This window comes from Halomicrobium katesii DSM 19301, from assembly GCF_000379085.1.
Taxonomy (GTDB): domain Archaea; phylum Halobacteriota; class Halobacteria; order Halobacteriales; family Haloarculaceae; genus Halomicrobium; species Halomicrobium katesii.
This window is the reverse complement of the sequence record NZ_KB905379.1, coordinates 150674-176693: the sequence shown is the minus strand read 5'-3', so window position 1 is coordinate 176693 and position 26020 is coordinate 150674. Positions and strand designations below refer to the sequence as shown.

Here is a 26020-nt window from a genome sequence, read left to right as displayed (position 1 = left end):
CCAGCCCTTTCGCGGCCGTCCAGCCGAGTTCGGTGAGGAACTCGCCGCCGTCGAAGTCGTCGAGTTTCTCGCGTTGCTCGTCGGTGAGGGCGATCTGTTGGGCGCCGTCCTGGAGCTGCTCGTACAGTTCGGCGATGCGATCGTGGATGGATTCTTTGGCGTCTTCGAGTGCAGAGGAGCGTTCTTCGTCACCGGCGGCACGCGCATCCACGATCGCTTCCTCCTGGTGTTCGAGCGCATCCTGGTGGGTGCCGATGTTGTCGATGGCCCCCTCGAGTTCGTCTTCGATAAAGTCGATGCGGTTTTGGTTTTGTGATTGCTGGAACGAGCCGCCGACACCCCCTTCGACCTCGGCTTTGAACAGCTCCAGAGCCTGAGGTACCTGCTGGGCGGGCATTCGCTGAACGTGCACGTCGGTGCCCATTCGGCTGACCGTCAGTGGCTCGTCGCCTTGGAGCGCCTCCTCGGCAGCCTGGTCGGCGTCGCGTTCGAGTTGCGGATCCGGGTCGATCTCCAACTCCGGTCCTTCCTGGGGCATCATCGAGAGCGGTGCCCCACCGTTCTGTTGCTCGACGTGGGCGAGTTCGTGGGCCAGTAGGAACTGGCCCTCAGCTGAGGAGGGATCGTACTCGCCGGAGTTGAAGACGATGGAATTGCCGCACGTGAAGGCTTTGGTGTCGACGGCGTCGGCGGCCGGTTGGCACTCCTCGTGGTCTGCCTTACTTAGCTCAGGACTGACCGGCCTGTATCCTGGCCACACTTCCATCGTGGTCAACTCACGTTGTGCAGTCCTGAGTGAAGGCATCTCTCAGGTCAGGGGCTTGTGGGCGTCCAGTTGCTTGTCGAGCCCGAAAACGTATAGTACTGTTCGTACATCGGGTTGATTTGCTGTTTGACTGTCCCGCGATAGGTACCAAAGCCTCTGTGCTGAAACGCTTCCGGCGGTTGTTCGCCCATCATCAGAAATCGATCCCGGACCTGGCAACTCAGGTTCGTGACGAGCAACAATTTGAACAGGTCGAACTGGCGGATATCCAGCGGCGGCAGTTCGATCCGCGCATCGGGCTCGCGGTCGAGTGGTGCGGTGGGCTCGGTGGTCTGCTCGGTTTTGCCGTCGGTATGCAACGTGTACATGTCCGAAACCGCTTCCACCTCGAAGGACAGAAGTTCGGAGTCGAGACGGTCCTGGTAGCTTACTAACTCCAGGAGCTGGTGTTCGATGTCGTCGGATTCCGTGAGGACCGCCTCAGAGTCTGCCCGAATCGAGGCCACGACATCAGCGTACTGATCGACTAGGGGCGGTTCGACGGTAGTGGGGTCCGGCGAAAGGTAGAGGTCTTTCCGGTAGACGAGTGGGTCATCGGGATGTGCGTCTTCGAATGGTAACTCCACTGTCGAGCCATCGTAATGGCTCTCAATCTGCTTGCGGAGGTCACCGAACTGTTCGTCTATGCTATCATCGGCCAAGCCAGATAGTGCAATCATGGCAGCGGCGAGGTAATCTGGGTTTTCGTGCCGAGGCATCGTCTCGTAGCCCCGCTCGCGGTAGACGTGATACTTGGCGTAGCGACGGGCCTGCCGACCATGCTCGTTTTCTTCCTGCGTGCGATCTGATGGGTGTTTTGGGTAGCCTTCTGTGTCGTGGTACTTGATCTCGCCGTCGAAATCCATCTCTATCCAGTGTTCCACATCGTTGTTGTCGTAGACGTAGAGACCAATCCGCTCGTCGTTTTCGCCTGTAATTTCAGCTTCCATTGTGAATCACTTCCCGAGTTCGTCACCAGTTGAGTCACCCTCACCGTAGAGATAGCTTTCCTCTTCGAGTTCCTTGGTTAATTTCTCGAACCGTTCTTCGATGTCGCCGTCGAGTTTGCCGAAGCGGTTTTCTAGGACTGCAATGCCGAGACCGGTGGCCAGCCCAGCCAGCGGGTGTAGCAAAGAACCGATGACAGTTTCTGCCCCTGTTGTCCCGTAGTCGACCCACTCGCCCGTGTCGATTCCTTGCTCTAGTTTCTGCCGTTGGTCGTCGGTCAGGGCTACGTCGTCGAGTTTCTCCGCTAGCTCTTCGTCAAGTTCCTTCAATTGGAGGCGCTCCGAGATGTCTCCAATGTCTCCGTCTTCGTCGCCGATATCCTGGAAATCTGGATTGTACTCGTTGAGGACCGACCGGAGGTATGTAATGCGGTTATCGTTTTGGCCTTCCCTGAAATCACTGATTTGATCCGACTCTTCCTCGTTCTCAACTTCCAACATCGCCAATGTCTCCAGCGCCTCATACTTTGCAAATCGCTGGACGTGAACGTCGGTGTCCAGCCGATTGACGGTCAGCGGCTCCTCACCCTGAAGTGCCTCCTCGGCAGCCTGGTCGGCGTCGCGTTCGAGTTGCGGATCCGGGTCGATCTCCAACTCCGGTCCTTCCTGGGGCATCATCGACAGCGGCGCCCCACCGTTCTGCTGCTCGACGTGGGCGAGCTCGTGGGCGAGCAAGAACTGACCCTCTGGAGAGGATGGATCGTACTCGCCGGAGTTGAAGACGATCGAATTGCCGCAGGTGAAGGCTTTGGCGTCGATCGCATCCGCCGCTTCGGCGGCTTTCGCGCCAGTGTGGATGCGAACGTCGGAGAAGTCTGCGTCCATGCGGTCCTCGAGTGAGTCCTGGACGGAGCGTTCGAGTGGCATCCCGCCCGAGCCCACGACATCCAGGACCTGCTCTGGGACCTCGTCCTGGCTGGTGGCGGTGTCTTGCATCGCGCGCTGGATGTTGCGGTCGTGGGTCTCCTGGTTTCGCTGCTCGAAAGGCTTGGTCGGGACGATATCGCCTCGCTCCGGGGAGAGGACGGCCGGCGCGAGCATGGGGTTCTCGCGCGCCGCAGCATCCTGTTGGCGAGTCGTTGAGCGCCCCTCGCGCCGCTGGGTGGTCGTCTGGTCGTCGTCGCGGCGTCGATTCGACCGGCGTTTGCGGTTGGCTTTCTTCCCGGCCATCTATCGATCCTCCATCGGAGACGTGAACGAGCGGCGAGGGACTTCTCGGACGGTGTGCATTTGTTCTTTCATCAGATGGTGGCGTAATAATTGTTTCTATCGGACAGGTCCGGCTGCGGCGATCTCGCTGCAGATGCCACGCTGGAAACAGGCGGTCACTCGCCCCAACAGGGAAAATTTAATTTTTGTTGGAGAGCACGAAACGCTATGTACGATCGTTTCGGCGACCACCTGCAGGCAGAATTCGACCGAATCCTGTTTGCGGTCACGGCCGTCGCCGAATCCGACGAAGACGGCGATCCGATCGGGCCGTTCGGCGCGAGTCTCAGCACTGTCGGCGAGCGAGTTCGCTCGCTGGCGGGACGGGAGCAGGAGGACCGAGTGGGCACCGATTTGCCCGAAACCCTCGCCAGGAGGGCGGCGTCGATCGAGCGCGATATCGCGGCGACTCGCGGGACGGACGTGGACCTCCGCCTCGATCGGCTCACCCGCGAGTTCGAGCTCTCCCGGCCGGATCTCGACGCGTTCCTGCTGGTCCTCGCGCCCGTGTTCGACCGGAGCGTTTGCAACATGTACGGGCGCATTCAGGGCACTGGCGAGCCGGTCATGCCGACGGTGGACTTCGTCGAGCGCCTCCTGATCGAGATGGGCCACGGCCGAGAGGATGAGGCCCCCGCGCCGGCGACCGTCCTTAGCCCGACGAGTCCGCTGTTCGAGTACGGACTGCTCCGGCGTCGGTCGGCCGGGCCGTCCCGGCCCGACGCCTTCGATCGGCTCTCGGTCGACGACCGAATCGTCCAGTACCTCAAGGGTGACGACACGCTCGACCCCGCGCTCGACGGGATCGCGACCCTCGAACGCGCCGACCGCCGTCCGGACGCGCTGGTGTTCGACGACGAGACCGCCGACACCGTCGCGGCGATCGACCGGCGGTCGTCGGCCGCAGAGACGCCGACGATCTTCTACTGCTGGGGCGAGGCAGGTACCGGCAGGGATCGGCTCCCGGCGGCGCTGACAGACGCCGAGACGCCACTGCTCCGGGCCGACGCCGACGCAGTGCTCCGGTCACCCGAGGTCCAGATGCGACTGCACCGCGAGGCCGCACTGCGGGACGCCGCGATCCATCTGGAAGACCTGGGGGCCGTCACCGATGACGACGAACCCTCGCCCGACGCCGATGGCGACGCGGAGGCGCCTCTCCCGGTCGACGACGCGCCAGAGCCACTGAGCGTCGACGAGATCACGGAACTGGTCGACGAAGCCCCAGCCGATGTCTTCCTGAGCCACACCGACGCCTGGACGCCGGAGGTCGAACTCTCGGGCCACCGCCTCGAGATCTGTGCGTGTCCGTTTCCCGACCAGTCGGTCCGCGAGCGGGTCTGGGCGGAGTACGCCGCGGAGTTCGCCGACGAGGAGCTGATCACTCACATCGCGACGAACTTCCGGCTCCCCCAGCGGGACATCCGCCGGGCGGTCCGGACCGCGCGGTACCTCTGTCGGACCGGCACGGACGCGGACGACATCGCCGACGAGGACCTCCCGACACCACAGTCCGACGACGACGCGTTCGCACCCGTCGACGGCGGGCTGACCCGCGAGCACCTCTACGAGGCCTGCAAGCGCTACTCGGCGAGTAATCTGGAGACGCTGGCCGAACCGATCGACCCCGGCTACTCCTGGGACGACATCGCACTCAACGACCGCCAGGAGTCACACCTGCGGGAACTCTGCGGTCACCTCCAGTACCGCGGTGCCGTCACGAGCGAGTGGGGCTTCGGCGAACCCGGGAGTCGCGGTGACGGTGTCGTCGCGTTGTTCTATGGCCAGCCAGGTACCGGGAAGACGATGGCTGCGGAGATCATCGCCAACGAGACGGGACTCGATCTCTACCGGGTCGACCTCTCACAGATCATCAACAAGTACGTCGGCGAGACCGAGAGTCGACTGGCGACGCTCCTGGACGAAGCAGAACGATCCAACGCGATCTTGCTATTCGACGAGGCCGACTCGATCTTCGGGAAGCGCGCCGAAGTCAAGGACGCGACCGACCGCTACGCGAACACGGAGATCAACTTCCTGCTGCAACGCCTGGAGTCGTTCGACGGCATCCTCCTGTTGACGACGAACAAACGCTCGGGCATCGACTCGGCGTTCAAACGGCGGATCCAGCACTCCATCGCCTTCGAGAAACCACAGGAACTCATCAGACGGCAGTTCTGGACCGACGTGTTCCCGGACGACGCCGACGTCGCGACGGAGACGTTCGATTACGAGTTCCTCGGCCGGATCACGACGACGCCGGCACTGATCCGCAAGGTCGCCAAGTACGCCGCCTACATCGCGGCGACGGAGGCACACGAGGGGCGACCGCTCGCCGACGGGACGGCACAACTGGACGATGTCACGATCACCTTCGATCACGTACTGCGCGCGCTCCAGTACGCGCGGGAGGCAGGCGGTGCCGGATTCCAGGTGAACTACGGTGAGTACGAGGATCGCCTTCGGGAGTACGAGACCCACGGCGTCGAGCGTGACTGGGAGACGGAACTCGAACGATTCCGGGGGACTGACGACGAGTCCCAGACGTCGGTGGATGACGACGGGGCGTCGCCGGCGGCCACTGACGATGGCACGACCAGAGAGAAGGGGTCTGCCGAGCGCGTCGACCCCGGAGACGGGCGTTCACCCGAGACGGTCGTTCGGGAGTTCTTCTCCCGGCTATCGGATGCAGACGAACGCGCACACGAGCTGTACCACTCAGACGCCGTCGCCGAGGAGTTCTCCCATCGGAGCCTCAGGCTGATGAAACACGGCGACCTCTCGATCGAGGGTGAGATCGACCGTCACACGAACGATCAGGACAGAGTCGTCCTCGGTTTCCACCAGCAGCTGGCCGGGAGCCACGTCCCGGACGATATCGATGGTCGACCGCTCCCAGTCAGGTGTGAACTGCGGCCCGAGCGAGACGGGTGGCGTATCTTCGACATCACCAAAGTCGATGGCTCGAAGCAAGCCCACTGATACGGACGCGTGTCGCGATTTCTGGTGAGCGTCCCCACCGATAGCTGCGGTGAGCACACAGGTGATCCGTGACGGACCGGGCACACACGACGACGATTCGAACATGGCAAAGGACGGTATAATCAAAGTGTTTATAGTCCTCATCTTACAATGCGATAACGAAAACTATGCGCACGGTGCTTGGGAGTCACACGCTGTTTCCCGGGCCGTGCGGAGATCGGAACAGCGAGGCAGTGACGAGCGACCACGGGAGGATACGTACGATGATCGGAGACACACCTACGCAGCGAGTGGAGGCGGACGGATGAGCCGGATGAAGAAACGACTCAAAAAGGCGATCAAAGGGGTCCTCAAGCCACTCCTTCCGGTCATGGTGATCGCTCTGCTGCTGGGACTCCTCATGGTCGGTATTTACTCACTGACCGGACTGCTGGACTGGGTTCCGAGCTACGAGGCTCCTGTGGTTGGGGCGGTAGCACCGTCTCGTGTCGTGTTCGGCGTATCGTTCCTCGTCGGACTCGTCGTCGCCGGGAGTTACTACCTGTATCGCATCAACAAAGAACGGGCCCACGATCACTGGGGGCGATACTCTACGTGGGCGAAATCGACACTGCTCGGGACTGCTTCGGCGATCGTCGTCACCGGAGTACTCGCGATCGGGTACGCTGCGAACATGCTCGAGTTTCCGGTTGTCGTCCTCGGTGCCGCTCTCACCTGGCCCACTGTGGTGGGCGCGGTACTGCTGGCGTACCGTCGGAGTTCGCGTTCCGACTCGCTCAAGGAATCACTGGCCACTGCCTACGTGCTGACCAAAGGGCTCGAGAGCCGAACGCTCTCGATAATTATCGGTCTCCTCGTCGCTGTCGGCGGCGGTCTGATCGTCGACGTCCTCGGCTCACTGTACACGGAGGGCTGGCCGCTCTGGCCGTCGGTGCTCTGTGCGAGCCTCCTCTGGATCGTCGTGACACTGTTCACCTACAACCGGTACGAAAAGACGACCGTCGAACGCGCGAATCTGACCATCATCGACCTGAACAGTCCGGAGTCACGGGATGGGCGCGAACTGGTCCTCAAGAACACGTCGGGACGGACGGTCCCGCTCGCAGAGTCACTCATCCAGGACACCGATCTCTCGCTCTATCGGCCGGACTTCGACTATCAGTTGAAACCCGGCCAGTACGGTTCCCTGGAGATCGCCGACGAGTTTTCCCTGGAACCCAACGACGAGGCGATCGAACTGCCACTGGGATACGATCTGAAACAGGGTGGTGAGACGCCAGCGATCTACACCCCCAACAACGAAGTCCATCACCTCCAGTGGACGGAGGAGGCTGCCGCAGTCATCGACAGAGAGAGCACAAAACACGTCGACGAGGTCACCGACACTGATAGGACGACAGCGACAGCCCGTACGAAACCGCTGTCGGAGTCCGGTGTCGACCCGACACCACAGGATTAGGCCCCGGGTTTCGATGTTGACGATTCGAGCCGATGCGAGATCGATCTTCCGAACAAATCTCCCGATCACAGAACGCAGATGAGACGACACACGCCTCCCGACACCAACCACGCGGACTCGCCACTTCGTGACATAACTGTCAGCAGCGACCGACACGGAGCAGCGAGCGACGACGACCCCAGCTCTCTTGGTGACCAGCCAGCGATCAGGACAGCGGCTGGGGGCCTTGCGAACGGGGACACCATCGGGAGCGTGGCCCACCAGGACGGGAGCATCGCGCGACTGGACCCCGATCGGCTGATCGGTGGCTTTGCTCTCCGTATCATCGACAGATACGGCGCTGCTACCATGGTGTTCCAGCGCAACAAACCGCGTGACACAGCCGACGGCGACGAACCCCAGGAGTCGTTGTTGCCAACGGACGAACTCGAGCAGCAGGACGATCCGATCAGCTGGCTGGCCGATGACCACCTCTCGTATCTCACGGGGACCAGAGGTGCGTTCGACTCTCCCGACCAACAGCACTTGGCTGCGAAGACTGCGGGGCACAGTCCACAGCCCACCCCAGCAGTTGCGGACTCTAGGGACGGGACAGTAGACGAGCCCCAGTCACCATCGTCGCCCGTCCGAACAGCAGACGGGCCCCAGTCACCATCGTCGCCCGTCCGAACAGTAGACGGGCCGTCGCCGACGCGGTCAGGACAAAGCGGGTGGGGAACCGCAACCGCAGACCACAGTCAAAACCCCGGTGATACGGCCGGCGAAACGTTCATCGAGACGGAGAGAGAGCGAGCGTCCCAGACGACTGTAACTCCGACCACGTCGGAGGCTCGCGACTCGTCTTACAACGCAGGGAACGAGCAACCGACGCCGTCGACCCAATCGGTCACCTCACCCTGGCAACCCCGTCGTATGACTGTGACGACGCCGACTGTGGCAGGGTCCGTTACAGAGGTGCCGTCGACCGAAGCGGCGACTGATCGATCGAGACCGGGTCCAAGCGGGGAGAACCACTTTCAAGCGCGGCGGGGTGCCGATAGAGCTCCCACGACGAACGTCCGGACCGAGTCAGACGCTCGTGCAGCGACGAGGGACACGACGGAGGAAGCACTACGCCGCCAGCAGGCCGGAGCGGAACGTACGAACCGACCCGGCAATCGATTGCTCGCCGGAGCCGACAACAGTAGCGTGTCACGACAGCCAGTGAGTGACACGGGCCCGGACAGTCACAGTGTTCCATCGGGCACCGCTTCTCCTGTCGAGTATACCGATACTCCGACGACACGACGATCTGTCGAGAAGGAACGATCGGCAGTGAGAGAAGTCCAATCTGGAACTCAGACCGGAGTGGAGTCGACCCAGCGTGACATGCCCCACGGACGATCCACGCGATCTGTGTCGACTGCGTCAGTCCCCCACAGTGCCGGCGGTCGTGAGTCGATTCACGAGGCACCGATGGCACGACTCGTGACGGCTCCATCGACAGTCGGTTCGCGGCCAGGAGTGGCGACAGATCGGGACGAACCGATGACAGGCAGCCGTGAGACCATCGGACGGGACACTCGACCGGACAGTCGTGGTGCCCCCTCACATTCGGTCTTGTCGACTGGTGGGTCGGACACCATACCGTCGTCGACGCCGCCTGCGTCGAGCAACCGATTGACGACGACCACGAGCAACACTGTCGAAGCCACGTCCGCAACGAGGGACACCCCGACGGTGTCTCCCGCACGATCTGATTCGCAGCGCTCGGAGCAGCCCGCCACGTCGTCGCATCGAGACTCGACGGGACCCGACGCTGTGGCTGGTGGGGGGAGCGAGTTTGCGGGTGACGTGGAGACGACTGTCCGGAGGCGACGGGAGGCCCAAGCCATTGAGGCCGAGACCCGCGGTACCGATCAGGCCAGCGACGGACTGCGTGCCGCTGGAGCCTCGCAGTCCTGGGTGTCACCATCCGAGTCTAGTCCGAGTCCGGAGCGAACAACAGGGAGTCGGCACCTGTCCGAGCCAAGCCGAGTTGGCACGTTGACTGGACGGCCCGAGGCGACTCCCGATCGGGCGACTGCGACCGACCTTCGACCAGAGTCGGAGCGACCGGCAGTGCAGCGCTGGATCAGCGCGCGTACCCGACCGTCGACTGCTGAGCCTTCCGAGACTCCCACGCCGGCTGCACCGCCTACGCCCATTGATGGACCCTCGCCAGCAAGCGGGGCCGCTGATATCCCAACCCACGCGGACGCCACCCGCACCGAGGCGCCGACGACACCGAAGCTGACTGTGGGGGTCCGTGGACAGACTCCTGCGTCGTTGTCCCGGAGCTATGGGAGCACGGCGACGATACTTGAGATGTCCGCAGCGTCCGTCCGCCACCGGCGGGGACGGACTAGGCAGCGATCATTTGCGGAGAGAGTGACAGCAGGACAGCGCCACCAGGCGACCGTACCAGAGACGAACACGGTGGGAACACGAGAACCGGTACAGAGGAGTGACAGTACAGCCGGACCACCTGCGGCGCCGACAGTACCGCCCAGGAACGGATCATATCACGTCCACCAGGCTGATCGAGTGTCAGCAGACAGGGAGCCACTGGATATCGACGGTCGTGAGAACAGTGCACAGGCACTCCCAACCGACCAACAGGGCCGTCACCCGGACGCTTCTCCGGGGGCACCCGGCCACTCCGACGCGATACGGTCGGCACCGGTGCCCGCAACGAGCGGCGAGCCATCCGCGCCAGGTGTGACAGACAGCGCTGGCCCTCATCGTCGCAGGACGAGAACGACAGCTCCTGCTTCCCAGAAGCTTGCGGACACAGAGCATCAGTACTCGCGTCGAGCGGTCGCCGGGACAGCGAGGACAAGCGGCATCGACCACGAGAGAACAGCGAGGACAGGTGGCATCGACCACGAGGGCAGTGGGCGGCCTCACCGAGAGAGTGCCAGTGTGAGTTCACGGTCAAAGAAGCCTGCTCTCTGGACGCGACTCGACGTGCGCGCGTCGACCAGAACTCGACTGGTCGCCACTGGCCAGCACACGCTACTGACACCCTCGCGTGAGTCGGGTTCCGCCGGTGGTGCGGAAAGTGGCCAGCGAGGAACCACGGAACACCTGACACAGAACGTCGGTACAGTGGTCGCCACGGAACGGAAACGAACAGATCAGGGCAGCGTAGATCGGCGACCTACCGACCCTCATGCGCCGAGCGCTCGATCAGTTCCGACCGGATCGGCTCCCACCTCAGACACGGAACCAGGGGTTGTCCAACAGCGAGTGGCCGATCCGGACCGACGGCGGGAGAGACAGCCAACGGGCCCGGCCAACACCAACGCTCGCTCACCACAGCTAGACGACCGAGGGCACACGACGACAAGTGCAGGCCGGCGCCACTCCGAACGAGCCGGTGCGAACTCAATGCACGAATCGCCATTGTCTCCTCGACCTGTCTCCAGTGGGCGGCGCTCGACACATTCACCGGATTCGACGTCAACTGGAACAGACACAGTCCCCGAAATCAGATCTCCGGAACAGCGAACTGAATCAGCCGTCGTTCGTTCGGACTCGTCCGGTCCGATTCGCCTGACGGTCGCGAATCCTACGATCGCCACCCTCGACAGCACTCTTCGTCCGGGGCACGACCGTCCCTCAGAGATTGTGACTTGGGGTGTGGTGAGTCCTGAGCGAACGGCCGGGCAGGACAGGACAGAAGCTCGAGCAGGTCGTTCGGTACACGCGGCGGCCCCCTCGTCGATCGGTCGCTCGGATGCCAACAGCAAAAGGGCTGCTCCGTCGGCGACCGGTGTCGTTCGCGACAACAGCGAGCCGTCCTCCCTATCGGAACGTGTTCCATCGAACGACGAGATCGACGAGAACGGCGTGAAGTCTAATATCGTCGGAATACAGCACCAAGGGCGCACCGAAAGCGATGGTCGGACTGCGCAACACGAGACACTGCCAGTGCAACGGGCCGGCGGGGCCGTCACGAGTGAACCCCCAGCTGTACCGAGCATGGGGACCGAACGATCGACTCTCGGTGACCGTTCGGGGACCGTGACGAACACTCGCTGGAGCAGCTACCAGGAGTTCACAGCAAGCGAGGAGCATCTGACCGTGACCCGAGGACTGTCGTTCAGTCGAACAGGTACAGTGGCCGGCTCTCAGACTGATTTCGAAACGGAGACAGAAGTCGATTCGCTGATACGAACGCCGTCGACAGAACAACAGCAACTGGAATCGCAGGCCAGCCAGAGGGCCGGATCGGTACCACACCAGTCCGTCCAGATGGGCGCATCGCCGTCGACGACAGGTAGTCGCCGCCACAATCAACTGACGGACTCCGAGACACCGGACTCGCTCCACAGCCGACTGGAGCAAAACAGTGAAAGCGAACGATCCCAGATCGATCGAGGACCTGGGCACGTTGCTATGCGCCGACAGTATAGCAACGGCGGTACCGCCCAGCCGACCGAGACGGAGGTGGCACACTCAGCGTTCGAACTCGTAGATCAATCCGCCGTTGGCGGTCACAGCCAACACGGGCCGACCGTCGAATCGCGGGGTGCACAATCCGCACAACGAGCGGATCCCGCCGGGAACGCGACTGGTACGACGGGATATACGTCACGTATCGAACGATCGGAGACGGCAGCGACTCGTCTCAACACGATGTCGGTGACGACACTGGCTGAAACAGTGACCCAGCGGGACTGGGTCCAGACGAGTCGACACCAGCAGATGGCGAACGACGACCAGACGGACAGTATCGGTCGAACGACCGGTGTCGACCGACCCGTAACTACTGCGCGTACGCTGTCGGAGGATACTGCCCAGGACGAACCCAAACCGGGCCAGACGGTGTCCGCTCCAAAGGCGCGGGATGTCGACGCAAAGACACGCACACGCGATGCGACTGGAGCAACACCGTCAACGACTACCGAACCCGGCGATGGTCCTGAGACAGCCACATCGTCATCGATCGGGACACTCGGGACCGCGGAGCCACAGTCGAACGGGCGACAGGCAATAGAGACGGCAGTACCGGAGGACAGGTCGAACGGTCACCGATCGACATCCAGGGATCAAAACGGTGACGTGATTGCTGAAATGAATAAAAACTTAATACAAGGAGACGAATCGAAAAAACAGGGCCCTATGGGCGTAACAGAATCTGACGGTCTGGATGTCAACGGCGACGATCGTCCGTCGCTCGTCTACCGTACCCCGATGCGAACGGGCTTCACCGATATGGAACAGTCGGAACAGACAGCCCAGCGTTCGGCAGAGAACGGTGCATCACAGGACAGACGGCCCGCTGACGGCCGGACCGAGATATCTCGACCGTCACAAACGGAACGGCATCTCAGTACCGACCCCAGTCCAGGGTACAGCAACAGCGGAAGTGAGGGTCGTTCACCGACTGCCCAGACCAGGCGTTCACCGAAAGGAGGAGGGTCGGGAATCCAGCAGGCCACCGAGCCGGCTGACAAACTCGAAGGTCCCGACAGAACGGCCCAGCGCAACGAGCCTGGACAGCCCGGTGTGCACAACACAGGAACACACCCACAGTTCACCGACGGCAACACTGAGCCCGGGAGACAGGGTCGTCGGGCGGACAACGATACTCGGAGTAGACGCGGCGATGTTCCACTTCCCGACGACTCACGACGATACGAAGCCGACGTGGACCGTATCGTCGAACGGTTGTACCGTAGACTGGAGCGGAAAGAACGGATCGAACGCGAACGGAAGGGTCGACGATGACAACGAGTGGAAAACTAGAGAAAGCCAAGATAACAATCTTGAACGGAAAGAAACAGGGTGAAGAGGTCGAGTGCAAATTCAACCCGAACTCGTACACTCTGGAAAAGAGCGTCAATTACGGCGAGATGAAGGCGACAGGGTCCGGTGCTTCCGTAATGCAGTTCGTGGACGGCAACGCAGAAACGTTGTCGATGGAACTATTTTTCGACACCACGGATAAACTGGACACGGACAACGTTTCATCGAAAGAGGTCGATGTCCGCGAACAGTACACGAAATACATCGATCTGCTTCTCTCGGTGGACGGAGAACTACACGCCCCACCGGTCTGCCAATTCGTCTGGGGGGATGGAATCGAGTTCACAGCCCTCGTAGAGAGTGCAAACAAGCAGTTCACGAAGTTCCTGCCCAGTGGTGTTCCGGTCCGTGCTCGAGTCGGAATCGTGTTCAAAGAGTTCAAAACCGCCGACTATCATAAGTCCGAGGTGTCTCCTGAGTCGACGGACAAAACCAAAGTGTGGACGGTATCGGAGGGTGACACGCTCTGGCAGATCGCTTCCGAGGAGTACAGTGACGTATCACATTGGCGGACAATTGCAGACAAGAACGGGATCGACAACCCGCGTGCGATAGAACCGGGCGATAAGTTGGAACTGCCCCCACTCCACTAACATGAGTCAAATCGACAACCACCCACGGTATTCGCCGCGATTCAAGGTGACAGTGGGTGATCAGAAGTTCCAGGAACCGGGTGGCCGTATCGCAGATCTCGTGGTCGAGACCTCTTTTGAAGGTGCCGATCGCTTCACGTTTGCCCTCAATTACCCCTTCGACGAAGAGCTCGACGAGTTCGCAGGTCTCTCCTGGGACGACTTCGCGATCGGAACCGAGGTCGACATCTCGATGGGGTACGGAAACGAGGGAGAACTCACTCCCTTGCTGTCAGGAAAAATTCAATCCATCTCCTCCGACTTCACGGTCGACCAGGGACCGTCGGTGCAAGTCACGGGATACGGACTCCTGTGGCAGACCATGCAAGGAGCCAACGCGGATTCGTGGACGGAGACCACTATTGGCGATGCAGTGGACGACGTGTTGTCAAAATATGCGTTCTCGAAGGTCGATATCGAGGGTGCCGGGATTCAGCGGGAGATCCTGATTCAGGATGACTGCAGCGATTACGAGTTCGTCGACGACCTCGCTCGCACGTACGGCTTCGAGTTCTACGCGGAGCGAGATACAGTCAAGTTCGTACCTCGGTCTTCGGCAAATAAAAACGATCCTATCGGAGAACTCTGGTACGGCGAGGAACTGCACGATTTCTTCGGTGAGATAACACAACGTAGTGAGACCCACGAGGTCGAGGTTCGATCGTGGAATATCGACGAAAAGAAAGAGATCGTCGTGACGGCGTCTAGCTCGAACGCGAAACATAAAGAAGTATACAGAATACCAGCAATGTCACGAGACGAAGCCGAAAAGATCGCAGAGACGAAACACGGACAGTTCGCAGACGGAGTGGTCCAATGTCACGGTGAGGCAGACGGGATTCCGGATCTCCGGGCCGGTAAGACGGTCGAAATCGCTGAGCTTGGCAACCGGTTCTCGGGAACGTACCACGTGACGAAAGCCACACACCGGATGGGTGCATCCGGCTACCGGACCACCTTCGAGGCGACGGAGGTGGCACAGTGAGCGAACCAGGCTTTTTCGACGGTGAGACCTCGGCCGGGGGTATCCAGGGTGTTGTCGTCGCTATCGTCACCAACAACGAAGACCCCAAAGACATGGGTCGGGTCAAACTCAGGTACCCCTGGCGTGACGCAGATGACGAGAGTTACTGGGCACGGATCGCGACGCCCATGAGTGGTGATCAGTACGGAACGTACTTCCTCCCCGAAGTTGACGACGAAGTACTCGTGGCCTTCGAGAACGGAGATATCCACAAGCCCTACGTCGTTGGGAGTCTCTGGAACGGTAAGCAAAAACCGCCGCAGAAAAACGAGGGCAAGAACAAAACTCGCGAGATCCGTTCACGAAGCGAACATCGACTCACTTTCGAAGACGATAGTAAGAACGACGAGGGGTCGATTACCATACAAACGAGTGGTGGCCACGAAATCATCGTCGACGACTCGAAAAACAAGGAGACGATACTGATTCGCGACAAAGACAAGAAAAACAAGATACTGTTGGACGGCAACTCCGACACGATCGATATCGAGGCGAGCAAAGATCTGAATCTCTCCGCACAGAACATCACGATCGAGGGCGACAAGAGCGTCAAGGTAAAGGGTGGTACGAAAGTAGACATCTCCAGTAAGAACACTGCGACCCTCTCGGGGAAATCGAAGGTCGACGTCAAGAGCAACGGGCTGATGGGTATCAACGCCACCGGCCCACTCACGATCAAAGGTGCACTCATCCGACTCAACTGATCCATCATGAAACCAGCAGCACGACTCGGCGATCAGACGGCGCACGGTACACCACTCACAGGTGTCGGTAGTCCGAACGTCCTCATCGGCGGCAAGCCAGCGTGGCGCGCACTCACTGACTTCCACAGTTGTCCACTGTCGAGTGGACCGGCCCCTCACGTCGGCGGTTCTGTCGTCGCTGGGAGTACTAGCGTACTGATAAATAACTTCCCAGCAACGAGGCTGGGTGACTCGATCGTCGAGGCAGGCCCGCCGAACACGATCGCGGCCGGCTGCCCAACCGTTTTGATCGGATAGTATGGCAGACGAGTTCCTCGGTACCGGTTGGCAGTTCCCTGTCACAACGGACCATCGTGGCAACATCGAAACCTCTGAGAGCGAGGCTGATATCCGTGAATCGATTTCGATCATTCTCGGGACGGCGAAGGGCGAACGAGTGATGCGACCGGAGTTTGGCTGTGACATCCACGAACACGTCTACTCGTCGGCCTCCCCAGCGACGTTGAACATGATCGAGACGAGTGTCCGTGAAGCCCTCGTGAAATGGGAGCCCCGGATCGATGTCGAAGGCATCTCGGCCCGCACAGCCGATGACGATCCGAATCGGATTCTCATCGAGATCGAGTACTATGTCCGATCGACGAACAGTCTCGCAAATATGGTGTATCCGTTCCATATCACTGAAGGGGACGGATAGTGAGGGGCAACGACTGAGATGACGATAGAGAGACCGACAATCGACGAGCGTAGTGAAGAGGAGCTTTTCGAAGCACTCCTCGACCGAGCAGAGGGATACACTACTGCGTGGGAACCGCGCTCGAATGACGTCGGGTGGACACTGATGCGCATCTTTTCGACATTCGAGCGGTCCGTCCGCAAACGTCTCAACGAGGTTCCAGACAAACAGTTGCTTGCGTTTCTCGATGCACTCGATTTCGATCGCCGACGTCCCCAAGCGGCGAGGGCACCACTTTCGTTCGACATCTCGCCGGATCTGGATCGGAACGTCCCGATCCCGGGCGGAACAACGGCAATCGCAGAGCCCAGCGACGGGGAGAATCAACAATTCGAACTCACACGAGACGGTGGTTTCGAGGCGACGCCTGCGGAACTCACCGATATCATCACAGTCGCTCCTGATACAGACACCATCGTCGACCATCACACCGGCCTCGAGGCTGACCACATAGAGCTGTTTACGGGCGACAACATTCAGTCACATACGCTGTACATGGAAAACGAGTCAGCGTTCAACCTCGACGAGGGGTCGTCGTTTACCTGCCGAATCGAGGCGAATGGAGAGGCACAAGCGGTCTTCGATAATACGATCTGGGAGTACTATGGCGAAAACCCTGCTGGCGATGTCGGATGGCACCAACTTGAGGTCGTCGAGGCCGAAGAAGTCGGTGACGATGCGGGAGTCGAGGCCCTCCAGGCACAGTTGCGTGAGAACGTCGCCCGTGAGGAACCGGAAGGCGACGAAGTCGCCGAACAGGCCTTCCGTGTCCCTGGAAAGATCACGATACACGAGGTCAACGGGACGGAGAGCCGCTGGATCCGGTGTAACAGGCAGGAACAGTCCGACGAAATCCCACGAGCAATCGTCTCGATGTCAGTACACCTGTCGAGTTCCGACAGGGAAGATGGTGTCCGGCCTGATATGATGCTGTCGAACGATATGCAACTGAGTGCCGATGACGATGTTATCCGCCCTTTCGGGCGGAATCCTCATCCGCCAGTGATGTTTTCGATCGCCTGTGCAGAGGCCCTCACGAAACCCGGGGCGACGGTCGAAATTTCGTTCCTCTCGTCTGGAGAAGACGACCAGACGGATCCCGATAGTGGCGATGACAGTGAGCGCACAGAGCGTGGAACAGGCATTCTTGCCGGACCGCCACAGATAACGTGGGAATACTGGAACGGCGAGGGATGGATGCGTCTCGAGTCGGTGACCGACCGGACGGATTCGCTGCAAAAAGAGGGAAGTGTCGTCTTCGAGGTACCGGACGACATCGGTTCGACAAGTGTTGCCGGTCACGAAAACGTCTGGATTCGAGGTCGGTTGGTCAGTGGCAATTACGGACAACCGACGTTCAAGCAGCCTGACGACGATGCAGCGGGCGGACTCGTCGGCGAACCGGACGAGCCTGTCTATGACGACGTGGTGATCCAGTACGAACAGCTAGACCAGGAATTTCAGACGGTCTACGGTTACAACAACGCTTCATATAGCGAGAACCTGGTCCTCGACGACAAGCCGTTCACACCGTTCGATCCGCCCCCCAATCCGGAACAGTGCGTCTACTTCGGGTTTGACGATACACTGGAGAACGGACCGTTGACGCTGTTCATTCCTGTCGAAGACGCAACGTATCCACCGTCGTTTGACACAGGCGTGCAGTGGGAGTATTGCACTCACCCAGGACAGTTCGAGTGGGAGAAACTCGATGTCAAAGACCAGACCGATGGCCTGACAGAGCGTGGGATCGTCATGCTTACTTTTCCGACGCCGACGACTGCTTTCGAACTGTTCGACCGGGAGTGCCACTGGATTCGAACTCGTCTCACCGGCGACGAGTTCGACGTCGACAGCCCGAAGCAAGCCGCCAAACCGGAGTCCGCTACCACAACAGAACAGTCCACGGACAACTCGATTGAGCGTCGGGCGGCGGAACGTTCCCGGTCACCACCAGTACTGGAGGGTGTTTACCCGAACACGCAACTCGCGTACAACAAAGTGACCGTCGAAGACGAGAAACTCGGTTCCAGCGACGGTTCCCACGATCAGTCGTTTGCCTGCGCACACGCACCGGTCATCGATATCGACGTGTGGGTCGACGAATTTTCCACCCTATCGGAGAGTGAATGTCGACGGTTGGGTGAGAATCGTCCGGAAACGACACAGGCAGAGTACGATTCTCGGGGTGAACTGACCGCTTTTTGGATCCAGTGGACTCCGACCGACGACTTCCTCGACTCTGGCCCGCAGGACCGCCACTGCGTGGTCAACCGAACCCTCGGCACGGTCGATTTCGGTGACGGCGACAACGGGATGATCCCCCCGAGCGGACAGGACAATATCAAAACAACCTACACGACGGGTGGCGGGCGGGACGGGAACGTTGCTGCGAAGACGGTGACAGAACTCAAGAGTTCGATCGCACTCGTCGACGGTGTGACGAACCCATTACCTGCCGACGGTGGTGCTGATATCGAATCCACCGAGACGCTCGTCACACGTTCGACCAACGCGATCAAACACCGGAATCGTGCCGTGACGGCACGGGATTACGAGAACGTGGCGAAAGCGGAGTTTCCCGAACTCGCCAGAGTCAGTTGTGATCCCGAACACAGTGGTGACCAGACACGTGTGAAGATACTCATCGTCCCGGAGACAAAACGAGAGAAGCCCGTCCCGTCGATCGAGCTGAAACACCGAGTTCGGGAAACACTGTCTGCAAATGCGCCAGCCGCAGTCACAGCAGACGACAATACGGATATTGCCGTCCGTGGGCCGGGATACACAGAGCTCTCTATTCAGGCGACGGTCAGAGCGACGAACGTAAAGAGTGTGTCGCTGCTGAAAACGCGGGCGGAACAAGCGCTCGACAGCCATCTGCACCCTCTCGAGGGGAACGGTGGTGACGGCTGGATGTTCGGCGAACTACCGACAAATGGGGAACTGACAGAACTGCTCGCGGATGTCGAGTCGGTCACAGACGTGTCGAGTTTCGAAGCGACCTTCGAGGTGGGTGGGGAACGACACTCGCTGGTCGACCAACTGGGATACCAGGCACTACCCGAGGACACGCTCATTTGTAGTGGATCACACCGAATCACAGTAACACTGAGTGGGGACTGACAATGGGACTGGATCTACCGGAGCTCGACGACAGAGAACACGAAGAGCTTCTCGAGCAGGCAAAGAAATTGATTCCGGCCTACTCTGAAAACTGGACGGATTTCAACCCACACGATCCCGGAATAACGATCCTCGAAGTGCTCGCGTGGCTAACTGAGACACATACGTACCAGTTAGACCAGATCACCGACGAACACCGCAAAAAATACCTTCAGCTGGTCGGCCATCGACCTCATCCCCCCGAACCCGCGACGGCTTCGATCCGAGTGGACCCGCCGCGATCGATGATTGGGAAGCGAATCGCGGCCGGTAGCAGATTGGCAGTGACCGAGGGGACTGACACACTCTATCAGTTCGAAACCGATCGAGATCTCGTTCTTGTACCCGAGTCTCTGGATGAGATCGTGACCGTTGACGAGTTTGGTAGTAGTGTCCATACGGATGCCAACGGGAACGACGAGATGCACTATCTGCCCTTCGGTAAGAACAGCTCTCGAGGAAATAGCCTGTATATCGGCTTCGATACGGACCCGTTTCTGGAGAGCGACCGGCTGACACTCCACGTCGCGTACCACGACGATAACCTCCCGGAGCCAGCGCCAGCGACCGACGGTGAACTGACATTCGATCCGTCTGTCGAACTGGCCTGGGAGTACAACGACGCCAGTGACGACCGATGGTGCACACTCGAGGTCGTTCGTGACGGCACGAACCAGTTCTACGAGAGTGGCCTCCTCGAACTCGAATTGGTGGACAGCCGGATCCACGACGGCAGACTTCCGGATAGGCTCTCTCCTGACCGTCACTGGATTCGATGTCGCATTCGGACTCCCGGTCACGAAATCCCACCGCAGGTCGATGCCATCAGAACAAACGTCGTCACTGCGAGTCACGCAGCCTCGGTGACGACAGAGCGGCTCGTACCGGCCGGGGATGCCACCGACTACCGCACCACGCCCGTTCTCAACGATCAAACCTACGCCTTCGAGAACCAACCGATCCTCTCGGCGGAGGTGTACGTCGACGGAGAACTGTTCAGGGGAGTAGAAAACTTCGACGCCTCGAGTCCAGAAGACCCTCACTACGTTCTCGACAGAGAACTCGGTCAGGTCACGTTCGGAGATGGGACCCACGGGCGCGTTCCGGCTCCGGATGCGACGATCACGGCAGATTACGTCTACGGCGGTGGTGAGCAAGGAAACGTCTCGGCGAACTCCGCGTGGAGATTTACCGATCTGAAAGGGAAGGTCGACGAGTCCGACGGTGAACTCGATGTCTTCCCACTGGAGTCGGCGACAGGTGGTCGCGATGCTGAAAGCATCGAAGCCGCCTTACGGCGCGCGCGGAGAGACCTACAAAAACCCTATCGAGCAGTGACGATGGACGACTATCGATATATCACAGCGAACACACCTGGACTCAGGATCGGTCGGACAGGTGTCTGGCACAACGATGGCCATACGACGGTCATCGTCGTTCCGTACGCCCCACCCGATGTCAACAGTCCGGAACCGAGCGATGCATTCCTCGACGCTGTTCGTGATCACCTCCTCGAACGGACGCTGTTGGCCGACCAGGTGACAGTTTCCGGACCGCGGTACGTTAGACTCGAACTCACAGTCACTGGCACGATCAGACCGGAGTTCGCTCGAAGCGGGTACGAATCCGCTGTCACTGATGCCATCACTTCGCACCTGCACCCACTGACTGGCTTCGACGGAAACGGCTGGCCGTTTGGCCGGAAGCTTATCGTCGAGGAACTGAAAGAGCAGATAACAACTGTCGACGCTGTCGATCACCTCTCGAACCTCGATATTACTGCACACGGTGGCACCGTCGTCGACGGGACTGAAGTACTCGTGGACGAAACGGCGCTGTTTTCAATCGCCGACATCACGATCAACATGACACCAGCGAGGAGGGAGTGACCGTGGAGTTTTCCTACACGACGACGACAAGCACGACAGGGTGGCAAAATTGGGTACGCCGAAACATCGACGTCTCGAACGGCGGTATTCTACTTTCTCAAACGACCGGGATCCGAACGTCGACAGTCGGAGAGCAGGTGCGTGACATCGCTGTCGACGAAACGGGGCTCCTGTACATGCTCTCCCATTCGGGCACGCTGGACCAATACAATCCCAAGACCGATACACGCCAAGAAATCAACGTTGGGGGGGCCGACAGAGTACCGCAAGCGAGTGCAATCGCCGCAAGTTCGAGCCAACTCTTCATAGCAGACGACAGCACGATTACACGGATATCGCAGGAACGACGGCGCGAACGGGAACCACTCGAGACCGATGTTCGTCACCCGACAGGCCTCACCTATCAGGATCGTGGTGTCTACGTGATAGACAATTACGGCACGCTATTATCGCCCGATGAAGAGCGCCACACTTTCGAGAATCTGCTGGACATTGCGGTGACGGGTGACGAGGTCTACGCCCTCGAAAAGAAGCGTCAACGTCGTATTATCCGGACGCTGGGGTCGGATATCGACCCCACTCTCCCTGACCCCGGATCGTTCACCGCCGCTGGTGATCAGTTCACTCTGTCGGTGCTCACGGTGCTTGATGATGCGATCGTCGTTGCTGGGTCGATTTCTGATCGAAGCGAGCATTGGCTGTTCGAGTGGGACGCCGAAGCACAGTCGTTCACTCGACTGATCGAGCTCGATGGTGCCTGTCACACACTGACCAGCCGCGTTCGAACGAACGGCATGCGAACGCTGTATGCAATTGTCGGTGAAGACAGACGCTGCCAGATGTTTACCGAAACCACGCAGAATCTCACTCATCCGAGCCGCGAGAAGTACGTCGGTTTCGCTGCAACACAGTTCGACTCAGGTGTGCGTGACCTCGACTGGCATCGACTGACGTTCGAACGCACCGGGTCGTCTGTTAACACCCAGGTGCGTATCTTCTATCACGCAACAGATCAGCCGGAATTGAAGCTAATCGAACAGACCGAACCTGATGGTGGATCGGGGGCGACAGTGAAGCAATCAGAACCGACGACGCTGCTCGAAGAGACGTTCTCCGATCAGATCCGAGATTCACTGTCGTCTCTCGGTGTCGATACTGTACAAGAACTCACATCAGCAGACGCGGCTGAACTCGCCAGTCGGAGCGAGAGCGTCACGCCGGCTGAGATTGAAGGATGGCAAGGCACCGCACTTGATGCGTTCGAGTCTCATATCAAGAACCACTGGAAACTTGTTACAGAGCCTGAGACACGAGATCTACTGTTGCGGGAAGCGAGCGGTCGGTACCTCAACGTCGCGTTCGAACTCATCGGAACTCCCACTACTTCACCACACGTCGATACTGTCACGGTGTATTGCCCTCGTAAGTCGTACCTCCGGTACATGCCGGAACTGTACAAAGAAGACGATCGATCGGCCGCGTTCCTCGAACGATTCCTCTCGGTATTCGAGACGTCGTTCACGGATATTCAATCAGAGATCGAGCAGATTACACAGTATTTCGACCCGTCGGGTACTCCGACGAATTCGCTTGCGTGGTTGGAAAGCTGGCTCGCAGCTAACGAGTACCGCGACTGGCCAGAGAGTGCCAGGAGAGAATACCTTTCTCGAGCGCCTGAACTATACAAAAAGCGAGGGACGCGTGCTGGTCTGGAGGAGATCATCGAACTGTACCTGCGCCACGCAACAGATGGCGGCCCGGAGCCAGCGACATCCGCGGATACGGTCACCGGTCATCGGCTGATCATCCTCGATCGAAGTGACTTCGACGCGGTAGAGCAAGATACCAACCAGGAAGCCTACGAGTCACTGCTCCCCAAAGACCAGTCGCTGGTGGTGTTGTGTGGCCCGTTCGAGTCTGAATCACATCGAGACGCAATTGCGACGATCGTCGAGACCGAGAAACCGGCCCACGTCGATGCGTCGATACGGACGCTCGACAACGCGTTCACCCTCGGTACCAGTTCGTTTCTGGGACTCAACACCGAACTCGACACCGAGTCGTTCTCCTTGGGCGATGCGACGCTCGGGCGAGACACGTATCTTAGCGATTCCGAGTTCGAGGCAAACGGTTGACGATTCGATCCAAAGCAGGAGGGTGGCGCCTCTACATCCCGTCGGATGGTACCTCAGCCGATGTCGATCCCTCACTCGATGCCTGGCTGTCCGGAACCGAACTGTGACTGCAGTTGTTCGTAATGGCGTTTTGTCTCGGCATCGACGCTCGGACTGATCTCCTGTATTGCATCGTCGAAATCCGACTGTAGCAGCTTGATCTCGTCCACCGAGTTATCTTGATCGTCTCTTTCGTCGTCGAGAAAGCCACGTGCAGTCTGCATCGATGCCTCGCGACAGACTGCTTCGATGTCTGCACCGACGTACCCGTCGGTTCTCTCGGCAAGATCGTCCAAGTCGACCTCGCTGTCCAGCGGCTTGCTGTCGGTGTGGACTTCGAATATCTTTCGGCGACCGGCGACATCGGGGACAGGCACGTGGATGTGGCGATCGAGCCTCCCTGGCCGCAACAGTGCGTTGTCGATAAGGTCGGGTCGATTGCTCGTGGCGATAACAACGACGTCTTCTAACTTCTCGAGACCATCGAGTTCGGTAAGTAGTTGCGAGACGACACGCTCGCCGACACCAGTGCCGCTCGCACTCTGGCCGCGTTCTGTCGCGATCGAATCGATCTCGTCGAAAAACACGACTGCAGGTGCATTCGAGCGGGCCTTTTCGAATACTTCACGGACTCCCTTCTCGCTCTCTCCGACGTACTTGTTGAGTAACTCCGGTCCCTTAATGGAAATGAAGTTACTTTCAGACTCGTTGGCGATAGCCTTTGCAAGCAAGGTCTTTCCCGTACCGGGTGGTCCATAAAGTAGAACCCCCTTCGCCGCTTCCAGATCAAGTCGCTCGAACACATCGGGATGGTCGAGCGGCCACTGAATCGTCTCCTGCAGACTCTTCTTCGTGTTATTGAGCCCACCAACATCGTCCCACGAGACATCTGGGACTTCGACGAATACTTCACGGAGCGCGGACGGCTCGATTCCAGATCTTGCGTCTCTGAAATCATCTGTCGTGACCTGGAGAGACTCGAGCGTATCCGCATCGATTTCGTCCGTCTCGAGGTCGATGTCGGGCCTGATCCGACGGAGTGCGTTCATCGCAGCCTCTTTTGCTAGCTGCTCGATGTCTGCCCCGACGAACCCGTGCGTGTCAGTTGCGTATGTGTCGAGATCAATGTCCTCGGAGAGGGGCATCCCACGAGTGTGTACCTGCAAAATCTCTTTTCGCCCACTCTTGTCTGGAATGCCGACTTCGATCTCACGGTCGAATCGCCCACCCCGCCGGAGTGCAGGGTCGAGCGCATCGACGCGGTTCGTTGCACCGATGACAGTCACTTCCCCACGGTCTTCGAGTCCGTCCATCAGTGAGAGGAGCTGCGCGACGATACGGCGCTCGACGTCGCCGGAGGTTTCGCTCCGCTCCGGCGCGATCGAATCTATTTCGTCGACAAAGATCACTGCCGGTGCTTCTTCCGACGCTTCCTCGAATACTTCCCGGAGTTGTTCCTCTGATTCGCCGTAGTGTTTCGACATGATCTCCGGGCCCGAAATGTCTGTAAAGTGGGCATCGATCTCGTTGGCGACGGCTCTCGCCATGAGCGTTTTACCAGTGCCCGGTGGGCCGTGCAGTAACACTCCTTTGGGTGGTTCGATACCGAGTTGCTGAAACAGCTCTGGATGTCGCATCGGGAGCTCTATCATCTCTCGAACCTGCTCGAGCTCGTCGTCCAACCCCCCGATGTCCTCGTACGTGATATCGAGTGTTACATCTTCGTCTTCGACATCGTCATCTTCGACGAAATCATCTGCCGGTCGCTCGCCGATCGAGATCGTGGTCGATTCTGTAACGACGACAGTTCCGTCTGGTTTCGTCTCCGATACAGTTAACGGCACCTTCTGTTTCGACACCACCGAGTCTGGCCCCAGCCCGAACGAGACTCGAATCGTCTGCCCCGTCGTGACGGCCTGGCCCTTGAGATTCTTCTGGATCATCGGACTCAAATCACCCGTCACGCGCAGGTCGTCCGGCAGGGTGATCCTCACTTCGTCTGCAGTGTAGACATCTGCCTGCTTGATCTGGACCGTGTCGTCGATCCCGGCACCGATCTTCGTTCGGTGTTTGCCGTCGATGCGTATGACCTCACGGCCATCATCCTCCGGGTACCCGGGCCAGATGCGGGCTACCGTTTTGCCTGCTTCACCTTCGATAAGAATGTAATCTCCATTCTCGACACCGAGCTCGTCCATAGCCGACTGATCGAGGGTCGCGAGGCCTCGGCCTGCATCCTTCTGTTTTAGCGGCTTGACTCTTAGATTCATTCTCCAGTGTAGTTGTGATTAAGCAATGGCTTTACAATTTCCATATTCCGTGATATCGACTCACATGTCGAATACACGGATCGCTATATTTCGGAGAAGATCACGGAGAGACTGATACGGATTATTGTA

At 59.5% G+C, this 26020-nt stretch carries 14 protein-coding genes; 10 read left to right on the top strand and 4 right to left on the bottom strand.

Annotated elements, in window-relative coordinates; all coding sequences use genetic code 11:
• The 3 genes from HALKA_RS22025 to HALKA_RS22020 all read right to left on the bottom strand — a co-directional run.
• On the bottom strand, positions 1-766 hold a 766-nt coding region (locus HALKA_RS22025; RefSeq protein WP_245545430.1), incomplete at its 3' end, for an eCIS core domain-containing protein.
• Positions 767-813: 47 nt separating this feature from the next.
• Entirely contained in the window at positions 814-1755 is a 942-nt protein-coding gene (locus HALKA_RS0116305; RefSeq protein ID WP_018259007.1) for a DUF7958 family protein, read from the bottom strand.
• 6 nt (positions 1756-1761) lie between these two features.
• Positions 1762-2982, bottom strand: a complete 1221-nt coding sequence (locus tag HALKA_RS22020) for an eCIS core domain-containing protein (RefSeq protein ID WP_018259006.1) — start codon at positions 2980-2982, stop codon at positions 1762-1764.
• A 207-nt stretch (positions 2983-3189) separates the two neighbouring features.
• Here HALKA_RS22020 and HALKA_RS0116295 point away from each other — a divergent pair, with 207 nt between their 5' ends.
• The 10 genes from HALKA_RS0116295 to HALKA_RS0116245 all read left to right on the top strand — a co-directional run bounded on the left by HALKA_RS0116295 (position 3190) and on the right by HALKA_RS0116245 (position 23582).
• Positions 3190-6003: an ATP-binding protein gene (locus HALKA_RS0116295; RefSeq protein ID WP_018259005.1), complete on the top strand. Its 2814-nt coding sequence runs from the start codon at positions 3190-3192 to the stop codon at positions 6001-6003.
• 304 nt (positions 6004-6307) lie between these two features.
• A complete protein-coding gene (locus HALKA_RS0116290) occupies positions 6308-7462 on the top strand; it encodes a hypothetical protein (RefSeq protein WP_018259004.1) in 1155 nt (384 codons plus the stop codon).
• A 5753-nt stretch (positions 7463-13215) separates the two neighbouring features.
• The gene (locus tag HALKA_RS0116275; protein ID WP_018259002.1) at positions 13216-13890 is read left to right on the top strand and encodes a CIS tube protein; all 675 of its coding nucleotides are present in this window, start codon (positions 13216-13218) and stop codon (positions 13888-13890) included.
• A 1-nt stretch (position 13891) separates the two neighbouring features.
• Positions 13892-14914: a phage late control D family protein gene (locus HALKA_RS0116270; protein ID WP_018259001.1), complete on the top strand. Its 1023-nt coding sequence runs from the start codon at positions 13892-13894 to the stop codon at positions 14912-14914.
• Entirely contained in the window at positions 14911-15657 is a 747-nt protein-coding gene (locus tag HALKA_RS0116265) for a phage baseplate assembly protein V (protein WP_018259000.1), read from the top strand. Before HALKA_RS0116270 ends, HALKA_RS0116265 begins: the two co-directional genes overlap by 4 nt.
• A 6-nt stretch (positions 15658-15663) precedes the next feature.
• A complete protein-coding gene (locus HALKA_RS22405) occupies positions 15664-15954 on the top strand; it encodes a PAAR domain-containing contractile injection system baseplate protein (RefSeq protein ID WP_044956823.1) in 291 nt (96 codons plus the stop codon).
• A 1-nt stretch (position 15955) separates the two neighbouring features.
• Positions 15956-16354, top strand: coding sequence for a gp25 family contractile injection system sheath assembly initiator (locus HALKA_RS0116260; protein ID WP_018258999.1), 399 nt, complete (start codon positions 15956-15958; stop codon positions 16352-16354).
• 18 nt (positions 16355-16372) lie between these two features.
• Positions 16373-19519, top strand: a complete 3147-nt coding sequence (locus HALKA_RS0116255) for a putative baseplate assembly protein (protein WP_018258998.1) — start codon at positions 16373-16375, stop codon at positions 19517-19519.
• Between the two features lie 2 nt (positions 19520-19521).
• A complete protein-coding gene (locus HALKA_RS0116250) occupies positions 19522-21447 on the top strand; it encodes a putative baseplate assembly protein (RefSeq protein ID WP_018258997.1) in 1926 nt (641 codons plus the stop codon).
• A gap of 2 nt (positions 21448-21449) precedes the next feature.
• Entirely contained in the window at positions 21450-23582 is a 2133-nt protein-coding gene (locus tag HALKA_RS0116245; protein ID WP_026190376.1) for a CIS12 family contractile injection system protein, read from the top strand.
• A 71-nt stretch (positions 23583-23653) separates the two neighbouring features.
• On the opposite strand, the gene HALKA_RS0116240 is transcribed toward HALKA_RS0116245, so the two are convergent.
• Complete coding sequence (locus tag HALKA_RS0116240) at positions 23654-25891, bottom strand: CDC48 family AAA ATPase (protein WP_018258995.1); 2238 nt, start codon at positions 25889-25891, stop codon at positions 23654-23656.
• Between the last annotated feature and the right edge of the window lie 129 nt (positions 25892-26020).

Bases quoted from the DNA above. Each gene is read 5' to 3' on its own strand.
- HALKA_RS0116305 (WP_018259007.1), bottom strand. From the start codon at position 1,755: ATGGAAGCTGAAATTACAGGCGAAAACGACGAGCGGATTGGTCTCTAC.
- HALKA_RS22405 (WP_044956823.1), top strand. From the start codon at position 15,664: ATGAAACCAGCAGCACGACTCGGCGATCAGACGGCGCACGGTACACCA.
- HALKA_RS0116255 (WP_018258998.1), top strand. From the start codon at position 16,373: ATGACGATAGAGAGACCGACAATCGACGAGCGTAGTGAAGAGGAGCTT.
- HALKA_RS0116275 (WP_018259002.1), top strand. From the start codon at position 13,216: ATGACAACGAGTGGAAAACTAGAGAAAGCCAAGATAACAATCTTGAAC.
- HALKA_RS0116270 (WP_018259001.1), top strand. From the start codon at position 13,892: ATGAGTCAAATCGACAACCACCCACGGTATTCGCCGCGATTCAAGGTG.
- HALKA_RS0116240 (WP_018258995.1), bottom strand. From the start codon at position 25,891: ATGAATCTAAGAGTCAAGCCGCTAAAACAGAAGGATGCAGGCCGAGGC.
- HALKA_RS0116250 (WP_018258997.1), top strand. From the start codon at position 19,522: ATGGGACTGGATCTACCGGAGCTCGACGACAGAGAACACGAAGAGCTT.
- HALKA_RS0116295 (WP_018259005.1), top strand. From the start codon at position 3,190: ATGTACGATCGTTTCGGCGACCACCTGCAGGCAGAATTCGACCGAATC.
- HALKA_RS0116260 (WP_018258999.1), top strand. From the start codon at position 15,956: ATGGCAGACGAGTTCCTCGGTACCGGTTGGCAGTTCCCTGTCACAACG.
- HALKA_RS22020 (WP_018259006.1), bottom strand. From the start codon at position 2,982: ATGGCCGGGAAGAAAGCCAACCGCAAACGCCGGTCGAATCGACGCCGC.
- HALKA_RS0116290 (WP_018259004.1), top strand. From the start codon at position 6,308: ATGAGCCGGATGAAGAAACGACTCAAAAAGGCGATCAAAGGGGTCCTC.